16 protein-coding genes, 4 tRNA genes and 1 pseudogene are annotated in these 24,103 nt (G+C 65.2%); 2 read left to right on the forward strand and 19 right to left on the reverse strand.

What is annotated here, in order from left to right; genetic code table 11:
• Nucleotides 1–456: 456 nt before the first annotated feature.
• The 10 genes and pseudogenes from QZ149_RS05810 to leuC form a co-directional block, all read right to left on the reverse strand.
• Nucleotides 457–1,222: pseudogene (locus tag QZ149_RS05810) on the reverse strand (NAD(P)-dependent alcohol dehydrogenase); the annotation flags it as partial.
• A 93-nt stretch (nt 1,223–1,315) separates the two neighbouring features.
• Nucleotides 1,316–1,391 (reverse strand) — tRNA-His (locus QZ149_RS05815).
• A gap of 91 nt (nt 1,392–1,482) precedes the next feature.
• Nucleotides 1,483–2,400 carry a glutathione synthetase gene (locus QZ149_RS05820; RefSeq protein ID WP_291450361.1) on the reverse strand — a complete coding sequence of 306 codons (918 nt, stop codon included), beginning with the start codon at nt 2,398–2,400 and terminating at the stop codon, nt 1,483–1,485.
• Nucleotides 2,401–2,491: 91 nt separating this feature from the next.
• Nucleotides 2,492–3,628, reverse strand: a complete 1,137-nt coding sequence (locus QZ149_RS05825) for a D-alanine--D-alanine ligase family protein (protein ID WP_291450362.1) — start codon at nt 3,626–3,628, stop codon at nt 2,492–2,494.
• A 50-nt stretch (nt 3,629–3,678) separates the two neighbouring features.
• Nucleotides 3,679–4,698 carry an NAD(P)H-dependent glycerol-3-phosphate dehydrogenase gene (locus tag QZ149_RS05830; protein WP_291450363.1) on the reverse strand — a complete coding sequence of 340 codons (1,020 nt, stop codon included), beginning with the start codon at nt 4,696–4,698 and terminating at the stop codon, nt 3,679–3,681.
• Nucleotides 4,699–4,981: 283 nt separating this feature from the next.
• Complete coding sequence (locus tag QZ149_RS05835) at nt 4,982–5,758, reverse strand: lysophospholipid acyltransferase family protein (protein ID WP_291450365.1); 777 nt, start codon at nt 5,756–5,758, stop codon at nt 4,982–4,984.
• A 112-nt stretch (nt 5,759–5,870) separates the two neighbouring features.
• Nucleotides 5,871–6,872, reverse strand: a complete 1,002-nt coding sequence (locus tag QZ149_RS05840; protein ID WP_291450366.1) for a diacylglycerol kinase family protein — start codon at nt 6,870–6,872, stop codon at nt 5,871–5,873.
• Nucleotides 6,844–8,169: a UDP-N-acetylglucosamine 1-carboxyvinyltransferase gene (gene murA / locus QZ149_RS05845; protein WP_291450368.1), complete on the reverse strand. Its 1,326-nt coding sequence runs from the start codon at nt 8,167–8,169 to the stop codon at nt 6,844–6,846. The genes QZ149_RS05840 and murA overlap by 29 nt, the downstream gene beginning before the upstream one ends.
• 70 nt (nt 8,170–8,239) lie before the next feature.
• Entirely contained in the window at nt 8,240–8,872 is a 633-nt protein-coding gene (gene leuD, locus QZ149_RS05850) for a 3-isopropylmalate dehydratase small subunit (protein WP_009647534.1), read from the reverse strand.
• A 74-nt stretch (nt 8,873–8,946) separates the two neighbouring features.
• Nucleotides 8,947–10,347, reverse strand: coding sequence for a 3-isopropylmalate dehydratase large subunit (gene leuC, locus QZ149_RS05855; RefSeq protein WP_291450370.1), 1,401 nt, complete (start codon nt 10,345–10,347; stop codon nt 8,947–8,949).
• A gap of 172 nt (nt 10,348–10,519) precedes the next feature.
• On the opposite strand from leuC, the gene QZ149_RS05860 reads away from it, so the two are divergent.
• Nucleotides 10,520–11,257: an IclR family transcriptional regulator gene (locus QZ149_RS05860; protein ID WP_009647526.1), complete on the forward strand. Its 738-nt coding sequence runs from the start codon at nt 10,520–10,522 to the stop codon at nt 11,255–11,257.
• Nucleotides 11,258–11,340: 83 nt separating this feature from the next.
• Here the strand turns inward: QZ149_RS05860 and pulA are convergent, their stop codons facing one another.
• From pulA to gltX, 5 genes are all read right to left on the reverse strand, one after another.
• Nucleotides 11,341–15,417 (reverse strand): pullulanase-type alpha-1,6-glucosidase, encoded by a 4,077-nt coding sequence (gene pulA, locus QZ149_RS05865; RefSeq protein ID WP_291450371.1) that lies wholly within the window; start codon nt 15,415–15,417, stop codon nt 11,341–11,343.
• A gap of 154 nt (nt 15,418–15,571) precedes the next feature.
• A tRNA-Glu gene (locus tag QZ149_RS05870) sits at nt 15,572–15,647 on the reverse strand.
• A gap of 21 nt (nt 15,648–15,668) precedes the next feature.
• Nucleotides 15,669–15,741: transfer RNA gene (locus tag QZ149_RS05875), tRNA-Glu, on the reverse strand.
• A 27-nt stretch (nt 15,742–15,768) separates the two neighbouring features.
• Nucleotides 15,769–15,840: transfer RNA gene (locus QZ149_RS05880), tRNA-Gln, on the reverse strand.
• 354 nt (nt 15,841–16,194) lie between these two features.
• Nucleotides 16,195–17,700 (reverse strand): glutamate--tRNA ligase, encoded by a 1,506-nt coding sequence (gene gltX, locus QZ149_RS05885; RefSeq protein ID WP_291450373.1) that lies wholly within the window; start codon nt 17,698–17,700, stop codon nt 16,195–16,197.
• Between the two features lie 156 nt (nt 17,701–17,856).
• Here gltX and QZ149_RS05890 point away from each other — a divergent pair, with 156 nt between their 5' ends.
• Nucleotides 17,857–19,029, forward strand: a complete 1,173-nt coding sequence (locus QZ149_RS05890) for an aminotransferase class I/II-fold pyridoxal phosphate-dependent enzyme (protein WP_291450375.1) — start codon at nt 17,857–17,859, stop codon at nt 19,027–19,029.
• Nucleotides 19,030–19,112: 83 nt separating this feature from the next.
• On the opposite strand, the gene QZ149_RS05895 is transcribed toward QZ149_RS05890, so the two are convergent.
• From QZ149_RS05895 to QZ149_RS05910, 4 genes are all read right to left on the reverse strand, one after another.
• Nucleotides 19,113–19,910, reverse strand: coding sequence for a purine-nucleoside phosphorylase (locus tag QZ149_RS05895; RefSeq protein ID WP_291450376.1), 798 nt, complete (start codon nt 19,908–19,910; stop codon nt 19,113–19,115).
• Complete coding sequence (locus QZ149_RS05900; protein ID WP_291450389.1) at nt 19,907–21,352, reverse strand: cytosine permease; 1,446 nt, start codon at nt 21,350–21,352, stop codon at nt 19,907–19,909. The genes QZ149_RS05895 and QZ149_RS05900 overlap by 4 nt, the downstream gene beginning before the upstream one ends.
• A 103-nt stretch (nt 21,353–21,455) precedes the next feature.
• A complete protein-coding gene (locus tag QZ149_RS05905) occupies nt 21,456–22,223 on the reverse strand; it encodes a fumarylacetoacetate hydrolase family protein (protein ID WP_291450377.1) in 768 nt (255 codons plus the stop codon).
• Nucleotides 22,224–22,437: 214 nt separating this feature from the next.
• A complete protein-coding gene (locus tag QZ149_RS05910) occupies nt 22,438–23,922 on the reverse strand; it encodes an alanine/glycine:cation symporter family protein (protein ID WP_291450378.1) in 1,485 nt (494 codons plus the stop codon).
• Nucleotides 23,923–24,103: the final 181 nt, after the last annotated feature.

Below are 24,103 nucleotides of genomic sequence, written 5' to 3' on the forward strand. Positions count from 1 at the left end.
CAAACACGACCAACTAAAATAGTGACTTTCCCGCGCGACAAAGCCGAAAAGTCACCCTGCTAGCAACACGATCTGTCCATCCTCATAGTTGGTCCCAACCAACTAAAACACCGACTTTCCCGCACCAACACGCCGAAAAGTTACCCCTCCAGCAACACGTAGTGTCCTATAACCCCATTGACAGCATCCTCGCTGATAAAAATGGCCCCGGTCATTTGTGCATTGCTGACGCAAGAGGCCTGACCGAGGATCTGTTGCTGGAAGGTTACAACACTCTCCCCATCGTCAGCAAGTAGGTTCAGCATGATCTCGGGCTAGCCGTAGCACAACACACTTCAACGACAGAACACAGGTAGGTGATACCCACGAATGCAAGAATGTCCGGGCAGACAATCGCCAGAGAATCGGGAAGCCTCGGGCCAAGTGGCCCGAGGCTTCCCTGCTACTTGCTCACGCTCACGCGGTCTGGGGGAACGTGGAGGTGTCGATGACATAGCGGTAGCGCACGCGCGAATCCACGACGTTGCCGTAGGCTTCCGTGATGTCCTCGCCTGTGATCATCTCAACCTGCGGGATGACGCCGTGCTCGGCACAGAAGTCCAGCATCTCCTGAGTTTCGGCGATGCCGCCGATCTGGGAGCCAGCGAAAGACTTGCCGCCGTTCACGAAGGCGCGCAGCGGCAGCGAGACAGGCTCGGCGGGCAAGCCCACATCGACGAAGACACCGTAGGGACGCAGGGCGGCCATGTAACCGGCGTAGTCGAGGCCGTCGGCGGAGACGGTACATAGGATGAGGTCAAAGGAGCCGCGCAGGGATTCAAGCACGCCTTCCTCGCTGGTCGCGTAGAAGTGATCGGCACCGAAGCAGCGGGCGTCGGCTTCCTTGGAACATCCATGAGAGATGACGGACACGTCTGCGCCCATGGCCTTAGCGATCTGCACGCCCACGTGCCCGAGACCCCCCCATACCCAGGATGGCCACGCGCGAGCCGGGGCCCACCTGGTAGTGCTTGAGCGGCGAGTAGGTGGTGATACCGGCGCACAGGAGAGGGGTGCAGGCCGCAAAATCCAGCTCGGACGGAATGTGCAGCGCGAAGTCGGCGCGCACTGTGAAGCCCCGCGAGTAGCCGCCGGTCGTCGGGTTACCCTCGGCGTCGGCACGGTAGGTCCACAGGGTTCCAGGCGTCGAAGTGCACCACTGCTCGTAACCGGACTCGCACATCCACGCTGGGCATGAGAACTCCTTTGTCCAATCAATTCGGGATGACACAAGCATACTGCAGCAAAAAGCCCCGACGCCGAAGCGCCGGGGCATTGGGGTGGCTGACGGGACTCGAACCCGCGACGTCCTGGACCACAACCAGGTGCTCTACCAACTGAACTACAGCCACCATTACGTCGCCGTGGAGGCAACGGGTAGAGCTTAGCACTACCCTGCCGAGTTTGAAAACTCGAGAGACACCTTCACGGCGGTGGCGTGCATCACCAATGGGCGCGCGAGGAGATCGCGTCAGCGAAATTGCCCAGGGCACCGGGCGTCGAGCCGAGGTAGAGGTCTGCGTCCACGAGGGAGACCTCCATAACCAGGAAGGATCCCTTGCCGTCTGGAACCAGGTCCACGCGGTTGAAGAGGAACAGCTCGTCATGACCCAGGCGGGCTCGCACGTAGTCGTGCAGGACACGGCGGATCTGCTCACCCCATGTCCACGCGACGGAGTCGGCGGCCTCGGCGGTCACCACGGCCTCGTGCATCTCGGGATTGGTGACGGAGGCGGGGTGCAGGGCCGAGCGCTTCTCAACGGCGTGGGAGACCAGACCGTTGAAGAACACAAGCGAAATCTCGCCGTGCAGGTCGATTTCCTCAACGTAGCGCTGAAGCATGACGGAGCGCCCCTCGCCCAGCAAGCCCTGCACCTGGCGCATGGCGGCCTGACGCTGGTGGATGTCCACAGTCGTGTAGCGGCCGATATCACGCACGCCGGAAGACACAGCAGGCTTGACGACGAACTCTCCGAAGGCCGGGAAGCGCGTGTGGATCTGGTGCTTAGTGAGCTTCTGGGAGGGTTCAAGCCAGTTCGTCGGAATCGTCGGCAGCCCCATCGCCGCGAGTTCCTTCAGGTAGTGCTTGTCTGTGTTCCAGTTGAGCACGTCCTTCGAGTTCTGCACGCGGTGCAGCTGGCGCGTCCACTCCAGGAAGGCGGGACGATCCTGCGCGTAGTCTGAGACAGAGCGGACGACGACCATGCCAGCATCGGCCCAGTCAACGTCGGGATCATTCCAGACCTTGATCTGCGGGTCGCATCCGCGCGACGCCAGTTTGTCAAGCAGTCCTTCTTCGCCGGGGAAGAGATTGGGCAGTGCCTGACACGTCACCAGCGTGACTTTAGGCTTGGTCGTCATGTGGGTCCTTTAGGGTCGGGATTATGAGAATGGACGAGGTCGGGGCGCGGCCGCGGGACACGCGCAGATGCGGGTCACCGCGGCCGTTCCCTCAGCGCAGCCCCAGGGGACGCTGCGATGCTTCGGTGAGCAGTTCGCTGAGCAGGTCCGGGTAGGACACACCGGCGGCCGCCCACATCTGCGGGTACATCGAAATGGGAGTGAATCCGGGCAGCGTGTTCACTTCGTTGATGATGACGGTGTCGGTGGCTTCATTGAGGAAGAAGTCGACGCGGGCCAGGCCTTCACATTCGAGGGCGTCGAAGGCACGCCACGCGGTCTCACGAATGCGCTGAGCGTAGGCGGGAGGCACGTCGGCCGGACAGGAGAGACCGACGACGTCGTCCACGTACTTGTGTTCGTAGTCGTAGAACTCGCCTTCGGGCACAACGATCTCGCCCAGCGGCGAGGTGCCACTTTGCCAGTCGGGGCGCGAGCCGAGCACGCCGCACTCGACCTCGCGGCCGGTCACGGAGGCCTCGACGATGATGCGCGGGTCGTGGTTTGCGGCTTCCTTGATGGCGACGGGCAGATCTTCGCGGCAGGTGACGCGCGAGATGCCGACGGAGGAGCCGGCGCGGCAGGGCTTGACGAAGACGGGGAAGCCGAGGCGCTCGATGCGGTCCATGCACGAGGCGGGGTCGCTCTCCCACTGACGGGCGGTGATGCAAACCCAACGGCCAACGTCGATACCGGCGGCAGCGAGCACCGTCTTGGTCAGGTGCTTGTCCATGGAAATCGCCGAAGAGGTCACGCCGCATCCGACGTAGCGCACGTCGGCCATCTCGAAGAGGCCTTGGATCGTGCCGTCCTCACCGTAGGGGCCGTGCAGGAGCGGGAAGACGATATCGACGTGACCGAGGTCTTCGACGCCCACGACGCGGGAGTCCTTATCCGAGGGGTCGCCGTCGTAGGTGAGTTCGACGAGGTTGCCCTCACCCGGCGTGAGGGCCACGCGGGTAGAACCCGCTGTCACAGTCTGTCCCTTGCCGTCCTTGAATGCCCACGCCGACGGGTCGTCGGCGACGCGCACCCACTGGCCGTCCCGCGTGATGCCCAGCGGGATCACGTCCCACTTGGTGCGGTCGATGGCCGTGAGGATGCCGGCAGCCGTGGCGCAAGAGATTTCGTGTTCGGAGGAGCGTCCACCGAAAACAATGAGGACGCGAGGACGAGTTGGTGCAGTCATGGGTCCAAGCCTACCGCGCGTCAGGCTTTCCCCGCCCGCGTGTGTACCTTTTAGACCAGTTCGATCTTCCACCCATCCATCTTCTGGGGGCGTGCCAGGAGCATGCGACCCATGTCCGCGATGGTCGCGCGTCCCTCGACAACCTCGACGACAGCGCTGGTGATCGGCATGTCAACGCCGGCGGAGGCGGCGACCTGGAGGATCGGCCCCGCCGAAGCGACGCCTTCGACGACGCCCGGGGACAGGGCCATGGCCTCGTCCAGGCTCATGCCCGAGCCGAGCCGATGACCCAGGGAGAAGTTACGCGACAGGCGCGAGGAGCAGGTCGCGACGAGGTCTCCGATACCGGACAGGCCCGCGAAGGTCGCGGGGTCGGCCCCCAGGGCGGTACCAAGCCGGGTCATCTCGGCCAAGCCACGTGTGATGAGGGTCGAACACGTGTTGATGCCCAGACCCATGCCCTCAGCGGCACCAATGGCGACGGCGATGACGTTCTTCGTCGCACCCGCCATCTCGGTTCCCACCACGTCGGCCGAGACGTAGGGACGGAAGTAGGAGTTGTGGCAGGTCCGCGCGATCTCCTTGGCCAGCTCGACATCGGTGGAGGCGACGACCGTCGCGGTGGGCTGGCGCTCAGCGATTTCGCGCGACAGGTTCGGGCCGGAGAGCACGGCGATGCGACTGTGGGGCACACCCGAGGCATCGGCAATGATCTCGTCGACGCGCTTGAGAGTGCCCAATTCGAGGCCCTTAGCCAGGGACAACAAGGCCACGTCGGGCACGAAGGACGCGCGTGCGGATTCCAGCGTCGCGCGCACGGCCTTGACGGGGACGGCGACGACGACCAGCGGCTTACCTGCCACCGCCTCTGCGATATCCGTCGTGGCTGTAATACGCTCAGACAGCGTGATGCCCGGCAGATACGTCGGGTTTTCGCGACCGTTGATAAACGAAATCGTGTCGGCGTTGCGCCCCCACATGGTGACGTCCACGCCCGCATCCGCGAGCACCTGAGCGAATGTCGTACCCCACGCTCCCGTTCCCAGGACCGCTGCTGTTGTCATACTCATCGTGACCTCCCTGTCCAGCTCAGTCTACTAGGATGGGAAAACTGTCACACCCCATGGAGAGGCTTTGTCTCACCGTCGGGCACGCCGCCGCTATCCTCGCGCTCGCCGCCTGCGCACCCCTCGTCCCCGCAGGGGCAGCCGAACACACAGCCCGCCCCGGCCTCGTCCGTCCAGGTCTCCTCCCCCACCCTCCAGTCGGACGCAACGAGCGAGGCGAGCGAACCAGGCCTGGACGTGACAAAGCCGATCAACGCGGATACCTGGACGTCGTCGATATCCGGGACTAGCCCTTCTTCTTGGCGGCCTTCGCGGCCTTCTTGGCGGCCTTAGCCTGCTCTTCCTCCCACCAGGGGCCAGCCTGCGTGGCGGGGTCCCACACGGTATCGGGCACGGGCAGTCCGCGCAGCTGGCCGACGCCCTCACGCACCGCCTGAAGGATGCGCGCCGTCGCCGCGTTGACCGCGTCGTGGTCCTCGGATCCGGCGGGGCCGATCAGGTCAGACAGGTCGACAGGCGCGCCGAAGTGATAGGAGATACGCCGCCCCGGGCGCATATCCATGCCCTTAGCGTTGTAGGGGGCCATGATGTCCTGCGGCCCCCACTGGGACAGGGGGATGACGGTAACGCCCGTGTCGAGGGCCAGGCGGGCGGCACCCGACTTGAACTCCATCGGCCACTGATCCGGGTCGCGCGTGAGCGTTCCCTCAGGGTAGATGCCGACGACCTCACCTGCCGTCAAGGCCTCGCGCGTGGGTGCCAGGACAGCCGAGGGGTTCGAATCACGGTTGACGGGAATCAGGCCCATGCCCTTGATAATCCAGCCGAACACCGGGACGGAAAACATCGACTTCTTCGCAAGGAACCGCACCGCAGTGTTGCGCTTCATGAAATACCAGCACAGACACAGGGGGTCGACGTTCGACAGGTGGTTGGAAACCAACAGGAAACCACCCTGCGTGGGGAGGTTCTCCTCACCGGTGACGGTGAACTTCACCCAGGGGGTCATGATGGGCGTCAGGACGCCCTTCGCGAAGGCGTAGAAGCCGGAAACTGCACTCATAGGCCCATTCTAGGGGGACCACTCCCCCACAGCGCAAAACCCATGCTCTGCCTTACGCAGCAACCGAGCGCAGCTCACAGGCACGGTGGGCGCGCCGCACGCGATGACAACCTCAGACCAGGACGGAAACGACGCCGGGAGCCACGTCCACGGTGAAAGGAATCGACGCAATCCGATCCCCATCCGCCATCGCGATCATGCCCGCGGGTGCCGAGAAAGACACCATGCGCGCAGTTTCGACCTCGATGGCCGGGTGGTTCTTCGCCCGACCACCCACAACACGGGCCAAGATCGGCAGGGCACGCGCGACCGACATCGGACCCACGTGACACACCTCAAGGATGCCGTCGCTCATGTCCGACGACTCCACCAGCGTGATACCCCCACCAAAGCGCCCCGAGTTCGACACGGAGGCAAGCCAGCCGCTCAGGTCACATTCGCGACCATCCACCGTCGCAATGATCTCAGTGGGTTCGTGCGAGGCCAGGGCCGCGAAAGCGCCGTAGCCGTAGGCCAGCGGCCCCGACGTCAGCGACGACTCGTTCGCCAAAATGTTCGCGCGCGCATCCAAGCCCACCGACACGACGCCGAGCGCCAGGCGCACACCGTCGCGCGAGCGCACCCACATGCCGTCCAGGGGGCGCACACGCTTCACCAGTGAGTCCGCGCCATGACGGACCCGCCCAGCCACGGCCTCGTTCCCCGAGGAGGCGGACGCAAAGCCGAGACGAGCCAGATCCCGGGCACGCGCCAAGGGGTCGGTGCCGATACCGAGCGCGCGGCACAGATCGTTACCGCGCCCGCCCGGCATGGGCGCGAAGATGGCACCGGACTCGTGGCACCCGCGCGCAACCGCACTCAGGTAGCCGTCCCCGCCCAGGGCCGCCACGATCGCGTCGGCGGCTACCTGGCCGGCGAGAGCCGCCGGGTCGTCCCCGGGCGTCGTCAGGCGAACAGCGACCTCCCAGCCGCCGCTGCGCAAAATCCGCACAATGCGCGGCCCCAGGCGCACGCTGCGCCCGCCCGCCGACATCGACGAGACCAGCAACAGAACGCTGCGACGCACCCACCGCCCGGCCATGCGCTCAGGCGTCCAGGTAACGCACGCGCGCATCCAGCTTGTGGAGCTTGCGCGTGAAGTGCTCGTAGCCGCGCGAAATCACGTCGATACCGGACACGGTGGACGTGCCCGTCGCGGTCAACGCGGCGATCAGGTGCGAGAAGCCACCGCGCAGGTCCGGGACCATGATATCCGCGCTGTGCAGCGGGGTCGGACCCGAGATAACCGCCGAGTGATAGTAATTCTTCTGGCCGAAGCGACAGGGCGTGCCGCCCAGGCACTCGCGGTAGACTTGAATGTTCGCGCCCATCTTGCGCAGCGCCTGGGTAAAGCCGAAGCGATTCTCGTACACGGTCTCGTGAACGATGGACAGACCCTCGGCCTGTGTGAGCGCCACCACCAGGGGTTGTTGCCAGTCGGTCATGAATCCAGGGTGCACGGCCGTCTCAAGCGCGATCGAGTGCAGCGGCTCGCCCGGGTGGTAGAAGCGGATACCATCGGCGTCAATATCGAAGGCACCGCCCACCTTGCGGAAGGTGTTGAGGAACGTCGTCATGTCGGGCTGATGGGCACCACGCACGTAGATGTCACCGTGGGTGGCCAGGGCAGCCGCTCCCCACGAAGCCGCCTCGATGCGGTCCGGCAGGGCCGTGTGGCGGTAGCCGGTCAGCTTGGCCACGCCCTCGATACGGATGGTGCGATCCGTGTCCACGGAGATGATCGCGCCCATCTTCTGCAGGACGTTGATCAGGTCAAGGATCTCAGGCTCGATGGCCGCACCCTTCAGGGTCGTGATGCCCTCGTTGCGTACGGCCGTCAGCAGGGTCTGCTCAGTCGCGCCGACGGACGGGAAGGGCAGCTCGATGATTGCGCCGTGCAGGCCCGTGGACGGTCGCTTGATGTGCACGCCGTCGGGCTGCTTATCAATGATTGCGCCGAACTGGCGCAGCGTATCGAGGTGGAAGTCGATGGGGCGACCGCCGATCGCGCATCCGCCCAGCTCGGGGATGAAGGCCTCGCCCAGCTGGTGCAGGAGCGGGCCGCAGAACAGGATCGGGATACGCGAGGCACCCGCGAGCGTATCGATATCCGAACGCGAGGCGATCTTAACGTTGGAGGTGTCCATACGCAGCGTGCCGCGGTCCTGATCAAAGTCGATTTCGACGCCATGCAAGCTCAGCAGATTCGAGACGACGTCGGTGTCGCGGATGAGCGGGACGTTGTAGAGCTCGGAGGGGGTGTCGGCCAGCAGCGACGCGACCATGGCCTTCGGCACGAAGTTCTTGGCACCGCGAACGGTGATCTCTCCGTGGAGGGGATGACCGCCTTCGACTTGCAGAATGGATGGCATGGGGGAACTCCTCAATATGACGTAACTGGCCCCTACTCTAGCTAGGTAGGGGCCAGTGTGCGCAGTGCGTTCAGTCGCGGGCGGACAAAACCTCTTGCTTTGGTAAGAATTTCGCCGGCAGCGTGCGCGGCTTGAAGGAGGGACGCGCGGCCTCGTAAGTCTCGATCTCCTTCTCGTGGCGCAGGGTGAGGGCGATGTCGTCCAACCCTTCCATGAGCGTCCAGCGCACGTAGTCGTCGATCTGGAAGGTGCCCGAGATCGCACCGGCGCGCCAGGTCTTGTCCTCCAGGGAGACGGTGACCTCGGTGCCGGGCTCGGCCTCGAGGAGCTTCCACAGGGACTCGCAGTCCTCCTGGGAGATGATGCCGGTCACCAGGCCCTGCTTACCGGAGTTGCCGCGGAAAATATCGGCGAACTTGGGGGCCAAGACGACGCGGAAGCCGTAGTCCTTGAGCGCCCACACGGCGTGCTCACGCGAGGAGCCGGTGCCAAAATCGGGTCCGGCGATGAGGACGGAGCCGTTCTTGTAAGCGTCCTGGTTGAGGACGAATTCGGGATCGTTCCTCCACGCAGCGAAGAGGGCGTCCTCGAAACCCGTGCGGGTCACGCGCTTCAAGTAAACGGCGGGGATGATCTGGTCGGTGTCGACGTTGGAGCGGCGCAGCGGGACGCCGACGCCGGTGTGGGTAATGAACTTTTCCATGGTGCGTCAGTCTTTTCTTCCGTGGGGGACGAGGCCGTGGCCCTCCCCCGTGATCGGGTGGCGGAGGGCGGGCCTCAGAGATCAGCCGGGGAGGACAGGGTGCCTCGCACGGCGGTGGCAGCCGCGACGAGCGGGGACACCAGGTGCGTGCGGCTGCCCTTGCCCTGGCGGCCTTCGAAGTTTCGGTTAGACGTGGAGGCCGAGCGGTCTCCCACGTCCATGGTGTCAGGGTTCATACCCAGGCACATGGAGCAGCCGGCGTTGCGCCATTCAGCACCGAAGTCCGTGAAGATCTTGTCGAGGCCCTCAGCCTCGGCCTGCAGGCGCACGCGGGCAGAGCCGGGCACGACCATGACGCGCACACCATCGGCCTTGTGACGTCCCTTGAGGACACTGGCGGCGGCGCGCAGGTCTTCGATGCGGCCGTTCGTGCAGCTGCCGATGAAGACCGTGTTGACGGCAATCTCGCGCATCGGGGTACCGGCCTTGAGGTCCATGTACTCCAGGGCGCGCTCGGCGGCGGCGCGGGCGGTCTCATCGGTGAAGTCCTCGGGGGCGGGGACTGCGGCCGACAGCGGCACGCCCTGGCCAGGATTGGTGCCCCAGGTGACGAAGGGCTCGATGTCAGCGGCCTCGAGGACGACCTCGGCGTCGAAGACGGCGTCCTCGTCGGAGGCCAGGGAGGACCAGTACTCAACGGCGCGATCCCAGTCTTCGCCCTCGGGGGCGTGGGGGCGGCCCTTGATGTAGTCGAAGGTCGTCTGGTCGGGGGCGATCATGCCGGCGCGGGCACCCGCCTCAATCGACATGTTGCAGATCGTCATGCGGCCCTCCATGGAAAGCTCGCGGATGGCCTGGCCGCGGTATTCCAGGACGTAGCCCTGGCCGCCGCCGGTGCCGATCTTGGCGATGACGGCGAGGATGATGTCCTTCGCGGTCGAGCCTGCGGGCAGGGAGCCGTTGACCGTGATCGCCATGGTCTTGAAGGGGGCCATCGGCAGGGTCTGGGTCGCGAGCACGTGCTCGACCTGGCTGGTGCCGATACCGAAAGCCAGTGCGCCGAAGGCACCGTGCGTGGAGGTATGGGAGTCGCCGCACACGATCGTCATGCCGGGTTGGGTGAGGCCCAACTGGGGGCCGACGACGTGAACGATGCCCTGATCGGCGTCGCCCAGGGAGTGCAGGCGCACTCCGAACTCCTCGGCATTCTTGCGCAGCGTGTCGATCTGCGTACGGCTCGTGATGTCCGCAATGGGCTGGTCAATGTTGACGGTCGGCGTGTTGTGATCCTCCGTCGCAATCGTCAGGTCGGGGCGGCGAACCTTGCGTCCGGCCAGGCGCAAGCCCTCGAAGGCCTGGGGGCTCGTGACCTCATGCACGAGGTGGAGGTCGATGTACAGCAGGTCGGGCGCGCCGTTCTCACCCTTGGAGACGATGTGGTCGCGCCACACCTTTTCGGCCATCGTTCCACTCATTGTTCCTCCTCTGGCCTCCCTTTTGGAGACACTGTGTCAGTCATGCTTCGAACCCAATCGAAGCGCTTTGACCGCGTGTCAACCTCACCGATCTCACGTCTCGGACGCTCCTTTGACGCGTTTCACTATCCGGCAGTTTGCCATCTCAATTAATGAGATATTAAATAGTTGTATGGAAGAGCAAACATCCAGTGGCGTTGGCGTTCTCGATAAAGCTGCGCTGGTCCTCAGCGCTCTCGAAGCGGGTCCCGCAACCCTCGCACAACTTGTCACCAGTACCGGGCTCGCACGCCCGACTGCTCACCGTCTGGCTGTCGCCCTCGAATATCACCGCATGGTAGCCCGCGACATGCAGGGCCGATTCATTCTGGGACCCCGCCTACAGGAACTCTCCTCCGCGGCTGGCGAAGACCGCCTCCTCCAAGCCTCCATGCCGGTCCTCCAGGCCCTGCGCGATCACACCAAGGAATCTTCCCAGCTCTTCCGTCGCCAGGGCGACTACCGCGTGTGCGTCGCGGCCTCCGAACGCGAAATGGGCCTGCGTGACTCGATCCCCGTGGGTGCTACGCTCTCGATGAGCGCCGGATCTGCCGCCCAGGTACTGCTCGCCTGGGAAGAACCCGACCGCCTGCACCGAGGCCTGTACGGTGCTTCCTTCAACGCCACCATGCTCTCCGAGGTACGCCGACGCGGCTGGGCGCAGTCCGTGGGCGAGCGTGAACCCGGCGTTGCTTCTGTCTCCGCACCCGTGCGCGGGCCGTCGGGTCGCGTCCTGGCGGCCCTGTCGATCTCCGGCCCCATCGAGCGCATGGGCCGCCAGCCGGGCCGCCAGCACGGCCCCTCCGTCATGGCCGCCGCCAACAGGCTCTCCGAGTTTCTCGCCACCGTCGAGGACGCCGCCGACCTCTGAGCAACGAAAGCCGCGAACAACGTCAACGGGCGGGCCGGGATGACTGAGTCGTCCCGGCCCGCCCGCGTATCGCCGCTGGCACCTCAGGGCACGAGGCGCCCGTTGGCATCAAATGTATAGGCGGTGCCATCCACGACGACGCGGCCCGTCACCATCGCCCCGGAGGGCTGGCAGTAGAACCAGGACTCGCCGTCCTTGACCCAGCCGGACGCCATGTGGCCATCACCCGTCAAGAAGTACCAGGTGCCGCCCAGCTTCAGCCAGCCGGTCGCCATCTCGCCGCTGCCGTGCAGGTAATACCAGGTATCACCCAGATGCTGCCAGCCGGTCGCCATCTCGCCGGAGCCACTCAGGTAGTACCAGGTACCGTCATCATCAAGCCAGCCGATGGCCATGACACCCGTCTCCGGATCCAGGTAGTACCAGGAGCCGCCCGTCGCGGTCCATCCGGTCGCCATCGGACCCTCGGGAGCGTAGTAGCGCCACTGGCCCTCTTCCTTGTCCCAGCCAGTCTTCATCCAGCCGGACGCGTCAAAGGCGTAGGTCTCACCGCCCAGCGCAACGCGCTCGTTCACGGGGAACGTGCCATCCGGGTAGCTCAGCCACCAGCGCCCGTCAGCCGCGCGCATCCACGTGCCGTCCTCGGCAATGGGACCGGGTTCAACCCGCTCCCCCGCTGCCTGGGTGAAGACAGCGACCGTGCGTGCGGGGACCGCGACGACACCCGTCTTCGCCGAGAAAGATGCCTCCTTAACGACAGAGTCAGCGCCCGTGGCCTGAGCGTCATGCAGCTTAAAGACACGACCAGCCAGGCCGTCGACGCGCTGCGTCAGTTGCTTGTCCGTCGCGTTGAACACGACGAGCGCACCGTCAAGGGCCGGATCAACGTCCGTCCCAGCCCCGGCCTCGTCGTTGATAAGCATCATGATCGTCCCATCCACGGCCTCGGGGCCGGAGTTCGGGAAGGTCACCTTCTGGTTGATGAGCTCAGCACTGCCCAGCGTGAACAGGCGCGAAGACGAACGCACGCGCAGGAAGTCCATTGCAATCTCCGAGGAGGTGTCGATCTGCTCCGGGGTCGGCTTCAGATCGGGATTCTCCAGCAGGGGACGCATGTGGTCCCAGGCCGCGCCATTCTTCGACTTGACGGGCAGGCCGCGACCGAAGCCATTGTCCTTCATCGTCCAGTCAATCGCGTTGAAGTGATCACCGGAGTTGAAGGAATCACGATCCAAGGACTTCGAGCGCAGCATCTCTGTGCCCGAGGCCCAGAATGAAGGCGACTGAGCCAATGCCACGGATGCCTGACTGATCAGTGACATGCGCACGCGGTGCTCCATCGGAGCATCCGCGGGCATCTTGTAGGTCACCAGATCGAAGAGCGTCTCATTGTCGTGGGCGTCCACGTAGTTGACGTTCTCCGCAGGCTGGGACGCGAATCCCGCGCCCTGACCGTTGTAGTCCAGCTGCGACCCCTTCACGGTCTGGCCATCGTAGGTCGTCAGCGCGTAGTCCTTCAGGTTGCCCGCAAGCCCCAGCTTCACGAGGTCCACGCGATGCAGGTAGTCCGCGCGACGCTCCGCGTCGGAGCGTGTGTCGAGGCCGTTGAAGTCCGAGAACGCGCCCGAACCGAAGCCCTGCATGACGCGGTGGTCGTCATCGAAGGGACCACCGCCGTGGACCGCATCGCGCAGACGGTCGTTGAACGCGCCGATGCCTGTGCCGTCCAGCTGGCCCTGCGTGGCCTGCGTGAACAGCGCGTTGTTCGCGACCTCACCGAAGTTCCAGCCCTCGCCGTAGATGTAGAGTCGCGATCCGTCCACGCCATCCTTCTCGAGGGTGAGCTGCGAGAGAGCTTCCTTGGCACGCTTCATCTCTTCGGCCGGGTGGTGCCCCATCAGATCGAAGCGGAAGCCGTCGACGTGGTAGTACTTCGCCCAGTGAATCATCGAGTCGATCATGAGGCGTTCACTCATGACATTCTCGGTAGCAACGTTCGAACAACACGTCGACGTCTCTACTTCACCGGAGGCGTTCAGGCGCTGGTAGTAGCCCGGAACGACGCGGTCGAGCACTGAGTGAGCATCCTGGCCTGCGGCCGGCGTGTGGTTGTAGACCTGGTCGAGGACGACCTGCATTCCGATGTAGTGCAGACCGCCGACCATGGAACGGAACTCGCGGATGCGCGCGCCGCCGTTCTGGTGCCAGAAGGTCGCATACGAGCCCTCGGGGGCCATCCAGTGCAGTGGGTCGTACCCCCAGTTGTAGGCGTCCTGATCAGCCACCGCGGACACGGCCGCCTGTTGAGCCTCATCCGCAGGGCCAGCGTCCTTCGGGATCGCGGGGACCAGCTGCTCGGAACGCTTCTCAGGAATCGTCGCAATATCGAAGGTCGGCAGCAGGTGCACCGTGTTCATGCCCGCGGACGTCAGCTCCGCCAGGTGGCGCATGCCATTGGACTGGTACTGCGTAAACGCCATGTAGGTGCCGCGCATGTCCTCGGGGACGGACTTGTCGGTCGCCGAGAAGTCACGCACGTGCAGCTCATAGATGGAACGCTGTGCGTCATCCTCGATGACGGGGGCCTTGGTGCTCTTCCAAACGTAGGGGGCGATTGCAGGGTTATCCATGTTGACGGCAACCGAGCGCGTCGAATTCGCGGTCAGGCCCACCGAGTAGGGGTCGGTCACTTGATTAGTCTCCACGGCACCGGTGGAGGGCACGTAGACGCGCACCTCCCACAGGTACTGGGCCCCTTCGGTGATGGCACCGTCGGCATTGTCGACGCTCCAGCGTCCGTCGTCGGTGCGCGTTGCCGCGGTCCGCACGGGCGCGCCCGACACCTCGGGGTCAGCGCCGCGCGGAGTACGCGTGTTCCACGACAGCAGGGTCACGTCCTTGGCGGTGGGGGCCCACAGGGCGAAGGTCGGCTTACCCGCGTCGTTCCATCCCACGCCGTACGAGGCCTGAGTGGCCTTGGTCGCGTAAATGGAGTCGAGCGCGGGGGCGATCTGCACGCCCGTGAAGGCATTCACAGTCTCGCCGGACTTCTGTGCGAGCAGCACCTGTCCAGTGAGCGCCTCGCCCGCCCCGGCCTCGTCGAAGGGGGCCTTCAGGGCGATGTAACCGTTGAGGTTCGGGTGAGCCATCGTGACGTCCGCGGGCAGGTCGCCGACGACGGTCAGCGGCGTAAGGGTCGCTCCGGTGATAGCACCGTCCGTCAGGGCAGCACCACCTTCGGGCGCGGTGACCAACTCGTAGCTCAGCTTCGCGGAGCCGTCGAGGACCTGGGCACGCGTGATTCCCTGGGGCAGCAGCGATGTCGGCCACGCCAGGGTTGTAGCATTGACCCAGTAGGCGCGCTGCTCACCCACGCCGACAACGGGAACGTCAGCGGAGGCAATGTCCAGCTTGTGGGTCGCGGAATCGTAGGTGAATGTCACGAGCTTGTTCGCCTTCGTCGCAAACTGGTAGTTAGCACCACCGGCGGCACCATCTTGCCCGTAGTTCTCATCCCACGAGCCGCCGACAGCAACCTTCAGCTCGTACGTGCCCTCAGGCAGGGCCGTCGTCTCGTAGGTGTAGGTGCCCCCGCCCACAGGCTCCAAGAGCGGGGCCAGGCATTCAGGCTTCCAGTTGTCGGCGCAACCCAGGTCCTTTTGGAAGGAACCCGGCAGCGTCACCATCTGGTCGGAGACGTTATTCCACACGCGGTGAGTCGCATGGTTGTAGTAGAAGGTGACCGCAGTCTCTTCCTTCAGAGAGTAGGCGATGTTCGCTCCCCCGGCTGCTCCCCCTTGGCCGTAGGAGGCATCCCACGAGCCGCCCTCGGCGACCTTGTACTCGTAGTCGCCCGCGGGCAAGGTGAAGGTGGCGGTGTAGACGCCCGTCGCGTCGCGCGTCAGGGCGGCCTTGGCACAGTCGGGAGCCCAGTCGGCGTCGCACCCCATCGCCTTGTTATGGTTACCAGGGATTGTCACCAGGAGGGCCTCACCGCCGGCCGCGCCTTCCGCATCGACGGCCTCCGCGCCCGCGTCCTGATTTGTTGCCTCCTCCCCTGGCTCAGCCCAGACTGCCGGGAGCGCGCCCCCCATCAGTGCAAGCGCAGCGCCTACGCCCAGGGCTCGACGCAGCAGCGTCCTGTTGTGTCGGTCTGTCACGAAAGACTCCCTCGTCCAAAACTATCCCCCCTACGGGGGCTGGTTACAAGGTTAGACACTGTGTAACGGTGAGCAAAGTTTTCTGCAAAGCACAAGAGAAATCGCGGCACTGCGGCAAACAAAAACCTCGCCACCGCAACGGTGACGAGGTCCGTGGTACCCCCAACCGGATTTGAACCGGTGTTAACGCCGTGAGAGGGCGTCGTCCTAGGCCGCTAGACGATGGGGGCCTCGATTCAGTTATGAATCCGTACCCCCAACCGGATTTGAACCGGTGTTAACGCCGTGAGAGGGCGTCGTCCTAGGCCGCTAGACGATGGGGGCCTCGACTGAAACTGACGTTTCAGATCGCTGGGGTACCAGGACTCGAACCTAGAATGGCTGAACCAGAATCAGCTGTGTTGCCAATTACACCATACCCCATTGGGTATCACCCGCTTCGTTCTCACGTCGCTGGCGACAGGAGATAATTTTAGCGGAGCCTCGCCCGCATGCCAAATCGAAAGCCAGTGGCAACGGTCACTCTCATAAATCGGGTGGTAGGGCGGGTCTTGCCGCAGGGTTGGGCCGCTCCGTTCCGCACGTAAACCCCCTGTCCCGTACGTGGGCGACCACGCCCACACTCCGATTAGCGGGTTCACGTGCGGAAGAGGGGTCAAGCTCCGAGAGGCCCGCTGCCACAACGAGCCCATACGACGTCGAACGACGCGTGCGCGCATGAAGATGCCCCGGCCTCGTCCCACGAACAGGCGACGAGGCCGGGGCCGAGCAACGCTCTCAGGCGAGGGAGGCGCGCAGGGCGCGCAGGCGGGCCAGCGAAGAGTCTCGACCCAGGATCTCCATGGACTCGAACAGCGGCGGCGAGACCTGGCGGCCGGTCACAGCCACGCGCAGCGGCCCGAAAGCCAGGCGAGGCTTGACGCCCATCTCGTCGACGATGCGAGCACGCAGCGATTCCTCGAGGGAAACGATCGTGAACTCGGTCAGGCCCTCGACGGTTTCGATGGCGGCGTCCAGAACGTCCGCCGCGTTGTCCTTGAGCTTAGAGACGGCCTTCTCATCCATCTCCAGCGCGTCGTCGGCGACAAAAAGGAAGCCGAGCATACCGGAGGCCTCACCGAGGACCTGGATGCGTGTCTGAACGAGCGGGGCGGCCTCGATGAGGATCTCGCGCTCACGCTCAGCCAGCGCCTCGAACGAGTTGGCCGACACCAGCTCGTCACGATGCAGGAAGGGCACCAGGCGAGCCCGGAAATCCTCGCCGTCCAGCAGGCGGATGTGCTCGGCGTTGATGGCGATGGCCTTCTTCTGATCGAAGCGCGCCGGGTTCGGATTCACGTCCGAGATGTCGAAGGCGCGCGCCATCTCCTCCATGGAGAAGATGTCGCGGTCCGGGGCGATCGACCAGCCCAGGAGGGCCAGGTAGTTGTTGAGACCCTCGGGGATCATGCCGGCTGCCTTGTGGAGCAGCAGGTTCGACTCGGGGTCACGCTTGGAGAGCTTCTTGTTGCCCTCGCCCATGACGTAGGGCAGGTGACCGAAGCGCGGCATGAACTTCGCGACGCCAATGGCCTCGAGTGCGCGGTACAGGACGATCTGGCGAGGCGTCGAAGACAGCAGGTCCTCGCCGCGCAGCACGTGAGTGATCTCCATGAGCGCGTCGTCAATCGGGTTCACCAGCGTGTAGAGCGGGTGCCCATTGGCGCGCACGATGACGTAGTCCGGCACCGAGCCAGCCTTGAAAGTGATCTCGCCGCGGATCAGGTCCGTGAACGTGATGTCCTCGTCGGGCATGCGCAGGCGCAGGACCGGCTTGCGGCCCTCGGCGCGGTATGCCGCGACCTGCTCCTCCGTCAGGTCGCGATCAAAGCCGTCGTAACCGAGCTTCGGATCCTCACCCTTGGCGCGGTGACGTTCCTCGATCTCCTCGGGGGTCGAGTAGGACTCGTAGGCGTAGCCAGCCTCAAGCAGACGGGCGGCCACGTCACGGTAGATGTCCATGCGCTCGCTCTGACGGTAGGGGCCGTGCGGGCCGCCCTTACCGACGCCCTCGTCCCAGTCAAGACCCAGCCACTGCAGGGACTCGATGATCTGATCGAAGGACTCCTGGGAGTCGCGGGCGGCATCCGTGTCTTCGATACGGAAGACGAAGGTTCCTCCCGTGTGGCGGGCGTAGGCCCAGTTGAACAGGCACGTGCGGACCATGCCGACGTGAGGGGTTCCAGTGGGCGAGGGGCAGAAGCGGACGCGAACGTCGGCACCGGTGGCAGTTGTTTCACTCATGATTCCTCCATCCTACTCCAGGGGTGCCTATTGCATTTGCTTGATGCGTGGGTATGCTGAGCTGTGCGCCACGGCTGTGTGCCGCGTGCGGATTTACGCTGATGACGTGACCAGGATCGGCCACGTCGCATCCATCGATTCTTCCAGGAGGACACCGTGTCCGTTCGTCTTTATTCCGACTCCCACCTCTACCGCACCGGCTCCCTGAAATGGACCGGGATCACGACGGCGAGCGGTGAGCCGACAATCGGCGCGTGGGTGGCGGAAATGGACTTCGGGACGGCCCCGGAGGTGGCCGACGCGATGAAGGGCGCGATCGACGACGGCCTACTCGGATACCAGCCCACCTGGCTGGAGCCGCGCATCGCGGGCGCGACCGCCGAGTTCCAGAAGCGCCGCTTCGGCTGGGACGTGGAGGCCTCGCACGTACGCCTCGTGACCTCGGTCCTGCCCGTGCTCGAGGCGACGATCCAGCACCTGGTGCGCCCGGGCGCGCCGGTCATCGTGCCCACCCCTGCCTACATGCCTTTCCTGACGATCCCGGGCAAGTTCGGCCACCCCGTGATCGAAGTTCCCTCACTGCGCGGCACGCGCGCCGGTGGGCACGGCTGGGCGCTCGACCTGGAGGGGATCCGCGCGGGGCTCGAGGCTGGGGCGGGCCTCGTCATCCTGTGCAATCCGTGGAACCCGGTCGGCCGCGTCCTGCGTGAGGATGAGCTGCGTGCCCTGCACGACATTGTCTCCGACTACGACGCCCTCGTGTTCTCCGATGAGATCCACTCCCCCTTGGTCCTCGACGAGCAGAGTCCTTTCGTCTCCTACGCGTCGCTCGGCCCCTCGTTCGCATCCCACACGGTGACGGCGACTGCCGCCTCGAAGGGCTGGAACATCGCGGGACTGCCCTCCGCGCAGGTGATTCTGCCAGACGCGGCGCTGCGCGAGCGCTGGGACGTGTTCGCCGCGGACGTGCGACACGACGCCAACGTCATCGGCACGGTTGGCGCGATCGCCGCCTACGAGCGCGGGGACGCATGGCAGCGCGAGGTCAAGGACCTGATTCGCTCGAACGTGGACCTGGTCGAGCGCGCCCTGGCGCCCACGCCGATCGACTTCGTGCGCCCCGAGGGCACCTACCTGACGTGGTGGGGCTTCGAAAGCGTCGACCTGGGCACCCTCTCCCCCGCCGCGACGCTACGCGAGCGCGCCCGCATCGCCGCCAACGATGGCCGCACCCTGGGCGCCGACTACGCCTCTTGGGCGCGCATCAACCTGGCATGCGCCCCCGACGTCGCGTCGAGGATCGTGGAGCGTGTCCTCTCCCTGCTCTGATTGGTTTTTCGTACGACACGAGGCCGTGGCCGGGAGCGGTGGACCCCCACCTCCCGGCCACGGCCTCGTTTGTCTCTGTGCGTTCAGGCTGTCAGGGCCGCCTCGATGCCGGCGACCACGGTCTGGCGGGCCGCAGAGGCGGCCTCGATGACGGCGGTCGGGTCCGTGGGCGCATCGGCGAACGACAGGTCGGAGACGACCGACATGCCGGCGACGCGTACACCGAGGGCATGCAGGGTGAGGGCCTCCATGACGGTCGACATGCCCATGCAGTCAACGCCGAGGCCCGCGAGGATCCGGGTTTCAGCCATCGTCTGGTACTCGGGGCCTCGCAGGATCGCGTAGACGCCCTCGCGCTGACACACACCGCGCAGCGCATCCGTCATCTGGGCGTCCCACACGGTCGACACGTCCAGGAACAGCGGGCCGTCGAAGGGCGAGGTGCCGCTGAGGTTCCCATGGTCAGTGATCGCCATGACGTCGCCGAGGTTCCAAGGCCTCAGACAGCCGTTCGCGTTCGTGAGCACCGCGCGGCTGATCCCGGCAGCCGCAGCCGCGCGGGCCAGGGCGGTGACGGGGCGGACGCCCAGCCCCTCGTAGAGGTGCGTGCGCCCCGTGGCCACGAGGACTACTCCCCCGCTCGTCTCGTACGCGCGCAGCTCGCCGCCGTGCCCGTCCGCAACCGGAGCGACGACGCCGGGGATCTCTCCCAGGGAAACAGTGGCCACGGGGGCTCCCCAGGCCTCGTCGAGAGCGTCAGCCAGGCCTGAGCCGAGCACAACGAGGGCGTCGGGACGTCCCGCGAGGTCAGTGAGGACGCGAGCGCCGGCCACGGCCTCGTCATCCAGGAGAGCCTGTGTGAAACGCGGGTCGACGCTCATTGCTCGCCTTCTTCCGCGCCCTGCGCGTACGTGCGCGAGGCCAGCTTCTCCTGCGCGCGCACGCGGCCCGCGCTGGTCGCCCAGTAGCCGACGAAACCCACAACCATCGCCAGGAGAATACCGATGTTGGCGCCCGCCCAATCACCCTCGCGGCCACCCAGCGGGCCGAGGAGGTAGCCCTGCCAAGACAGCCAGGCGGCGCTCGCATTGACGACAAGGCCCCAGCCCACCAGCGAACCAACGACCAGGGAGGCGACCGCACCCCAGTTCACCGAGCCATAGCGGCCAGAGGGAGTGAAGAGCGAAGGCTCGTCGTAGTCCTTGTGGCGCAACGCGATGTCCGCCAGCATGACGCCGCCCCACGCGGCGATAACGACGCCCAGGGTCGTGAGGAACGCCGTGAAGGGGGTCAGGAAGGAATCCGCGAAGAAGACAACCACGATCGTACCGACCGTCATAATCGTGCCGTCAATCGCGGTGGCGACCGGGCGCGAGACAGGCACGCCCGTGGCTAGGAGCGACAGACCCGAGGAATAGATGTCCATAACGATGCCGCCAATCAGGCCCAGGATCGCAACCAGTGCGAAGGGGATGAGGAACCAGGTGGGCAGCAGCGTGGTAAGCGCGCCGATCGGGTCGCCGCCGATGGCCTCGGACAGGGATTCGTCGGCAGAGCCGACCAGGAGGATACCGAAGAAGACCAGGATGACCGTGGGCAGCGCCGCGCCCACCGTCGTCCACCCGACCACGCCCTTCGTCGATGCCTCGCGCGGCAGGTAGCGCGAGTAATCGGCGGCTGCGTTAATCCAGCCGAAGCCAAAACCCACGAGGAGCATGCAGCCCGCACCCAGGACCGCAGTCAGGGGCGCCGAGGGGCGCGAGGAGAGGACCGCGAAGTCGATTGTCGGTGCGACCAGGACCAGGTAGACGATCGTCAGAGCGGCGGTCGCCCACGTGATCCACGTCTGGACCTTCATGATCGCCTCGAAACCGAGGATGCCCGAGCCGGCCGCCAGAACGACGACCAGGATCAGGGCGACGATCTGAGCGACGACGTGATTCGTAAAGCCCAGCGCCCCCATGACCGTGGCCGTGGCCTGGACGGCCATGATCGCCAGGAAGGTCTCCCAGCCCACCGTCAGGATCCACGAGATCGCCGCAGACACGCGATTGCCGTTGAAGCCGAAGGCCGCGCGCGACAGCACGAGGGTCGGCGCGGAACCGCGCTTGCCCGCAATCGCGATGAAGCCGCACACGAGGAAGGACAGGGTCACGCCCACCAGGGACACGACGATGGCCTGGGCGAGGGAGAGTCCGAAGCCAAGGACCCACGATCCCCACGAGATACCCAGGACCGAGATATTCGCCGCGAACCACGGCATGAACAGGTCGGAGGGTTTTCCCTTGCGATCAGATTCTGGAATGACATCCAGGCCGGCCATTTCGACGGCCAGCGCGCCCGATGACTGCGGTTCGCTCACAGTGTGCTCCTATGCGATGGAGATATTGTCAGAACGACGTAATCGTATCACACAGGTCACACTGTCAGGAGCGAACGACGGGATTCATCAGGCTCCCAATCCCCTCAATCTCAATCTCCACGCGGTCACCCGCATCCACGCGCCCGCAGCCCGCGGGAGCACCCGTGACAATGACGTCGCCGGGCAGCAGCGTCATCTGGTGGGACACGTAGGACACCAGCTCGAAGGGGTTCCAGATCATGTGTGCGGTCGAGCTGTCCTGCGCCTTCTCCCCATTCAGGTAGGAGCGGATCGCCAGGTTCGTGACGTCGAGGGTGGGGTCGACCGTGATCCACGGACCCAGTGGGCAGGAAGTGTCGAAGGACTTGCCGCGCGCCCAAGGCCCGCCCGTCATCGCGTCGCGGGCGGTGACGTCGTTGGCGACCGTGTAGCCGAGAATCACCTGAGACGCGTCCGAGGCACTCACGTCCTTGGCCAGGGACTTGATAACGATGGCGAGTTCGCCCTCGAAAGCCACGTCATTCGACCACGCAGGGATCGCAATCGGGTCGTCGGGCCCGATCACCGAGGTGTTGGCCTTCAGGAACATCGGCGGCTCGGGACGCTCGTCGGCCGGAATCGGCGTATCCGAATAGTTGTTGCCGATGCCCACAACCTTCGAGCGCGGGATCACCGGGGAGAGTAGCCGAACCTCGTCCAGCTCGTAAATCTGGCCGGACGGCTCCACGGGCGAGAACAGCGGGTCGCCCTTGAGGCCGACAATCCGCTTCGATCCCTCCTCGAGGGCACCATAGACCGGGTTTGTTCCATCGGAAAAACGTGCGATTCTCATGGCAGTAGCCTAACCCGCGAGCAGCCCAGCGTCGGGTGAAGCGCCGACGGTTTCGAGGCCTCGACACGGAGGCAGAATGAAAAGGAAAAGGACGAGGCCGGGGAACGGAGGCGGGAAGCGGCGAGTCCGGCACGCGAGGGGCGTGCCGGACTCGGAGAGGCGTCAGGTGCGTGAGACACAAAGTGTGCCCCCCGCGGACCCGATTTTCTCTGTGTCAGTGCTTCTTGTTCTTAGGGCGCTTCCAGACGTTGCCCGGGACATCGCGCGGCAGGAGCGGGTTGTTGTGGCCAACGAAGACGGGATCCTCGATGCCAGCTTTGCGCTGCGCCTGGTAGTCCTTGAGCGCGCCAACGACCCAACGCGACAGGAAGATGAGGGCGACCAAGTTCGTGATCGTCATGACCGCCATCGCGATGTCGACGGCATTCCACACGACGTCCAGGCTCAGCAGCGCGCCGACCGTGGCCGACACGACACACACGACACGCACGGTCCAGGTCGCCCAGGGCGCGTCGCCAAACACGAAGGACATGTTCGTGTCGGAGTAGACGTAGGCCGCGATAACCGACGAGTAGGCCAGGACGAAGATCAGGATGGCCATGGGCACGATCGTCCAGGCACCCAGCTCGTTGGCGACAGCCAGGGTCGTCAGGTTCGAGGGATCCACGCCGTCGCCGCCCCACACCTTCTCGCCCGCGATGAGGATGACGAAGGCGGTCGCGGTGCACACGACGATGGTGTCGATGAAGACGCCCAGGGACTGGATGAGGCCCTGGCGCACCGGGTGCGACACGGTCGCGGTCGCGGCGGCGTTGGGAGCGGTACCCTGGCCGGCCTCGTTGGAGAAGAGGCCGCGCTTGGTGCCGTTGATCATCACGGCGACGATGCCGCCCCCCAGTCCGCCGACCGTGGCCTGGGCGGAGAAGGCAGAGGTGAAGATCTGGCCGAGCACAGTACCGAACTGCGAGAGGTTCATCAGGCAGATGATCGCGACCATGATGACGTAGATCGTCGCCATGATCGGGGCCATCCACTCAGTGACGCGCGCGACGGTGCGGACGCCGCCGAAGATGACCATCGCGGAGAAGACGAAGATCAGGCCAGCGATCGTCAGCTGCGCGGCCGAGAAGCCACCGGCCCCCTGGAGGGGCTGCTTAGCGGCCTCGCCGAAGGCGCTGGTCAGCGTGCCTGCGATGGCGTTGGACTGCACGGAGGTGATGACGATACCGCAGGTCACGACGGTGATGACGGCGAAGATATTGGCCAGCACGCGGTTTTTCATACCACGCTTCATGTAGTAGGCCGGGCCGCCGCGGAAGGAGCCGTCGGAGTGCTTCACTTTGAAGATCTGGGCGAGCGTCGCCTCGAAGAATGCGGTGCCCATGCCGACCAGGGCAACAACCCACATCCAAAAGATCGCGCCGGGACCACCCATGAGGAGGGCGGCGGCCACGCCGAAGACGTTGCCGATACCCACGCGCGCGGCCAGCGAGATCGCGAAGGCCTGGAAGGAGGAAATGCCGCCGTCGGCACCTTTGCGCGACCCCAGGACGGTGCGAATCATCTCCGGGAAGAGGCGCACCTGCACGAAAAGGGAACGGACCGTCAGGAACAGGCCCACCCCGATCAAGACATAGATCGTCACATTCAACGTGATCCAGTCGGCGATGGCCTTTTCAAGCAAGGCGAATTGTTCCACAGGAACCTCCCGGGTGTCTATCGACGAGGCCGTGGTTGCGTCGCGGGGCCTCGCGCACTTCGCGGGACGCGCCCGCGCACTGTCATGGGACCCGTTCATCTTGCCACAGGGCTTCGCGCCCGGCAGGCGACGTCTCGCCACGCGCACGGCTGCACTCGTACGCCTGACTGGCCCCGGCCTC

The organism is Actinomyces sp. ICM47, assembly GCF_905369875.1.
GTDB lineage: Bacteria > Actinomycetota > Actinomycetes > Actinomycetales > Actinomycetaceae > Pauljensenia.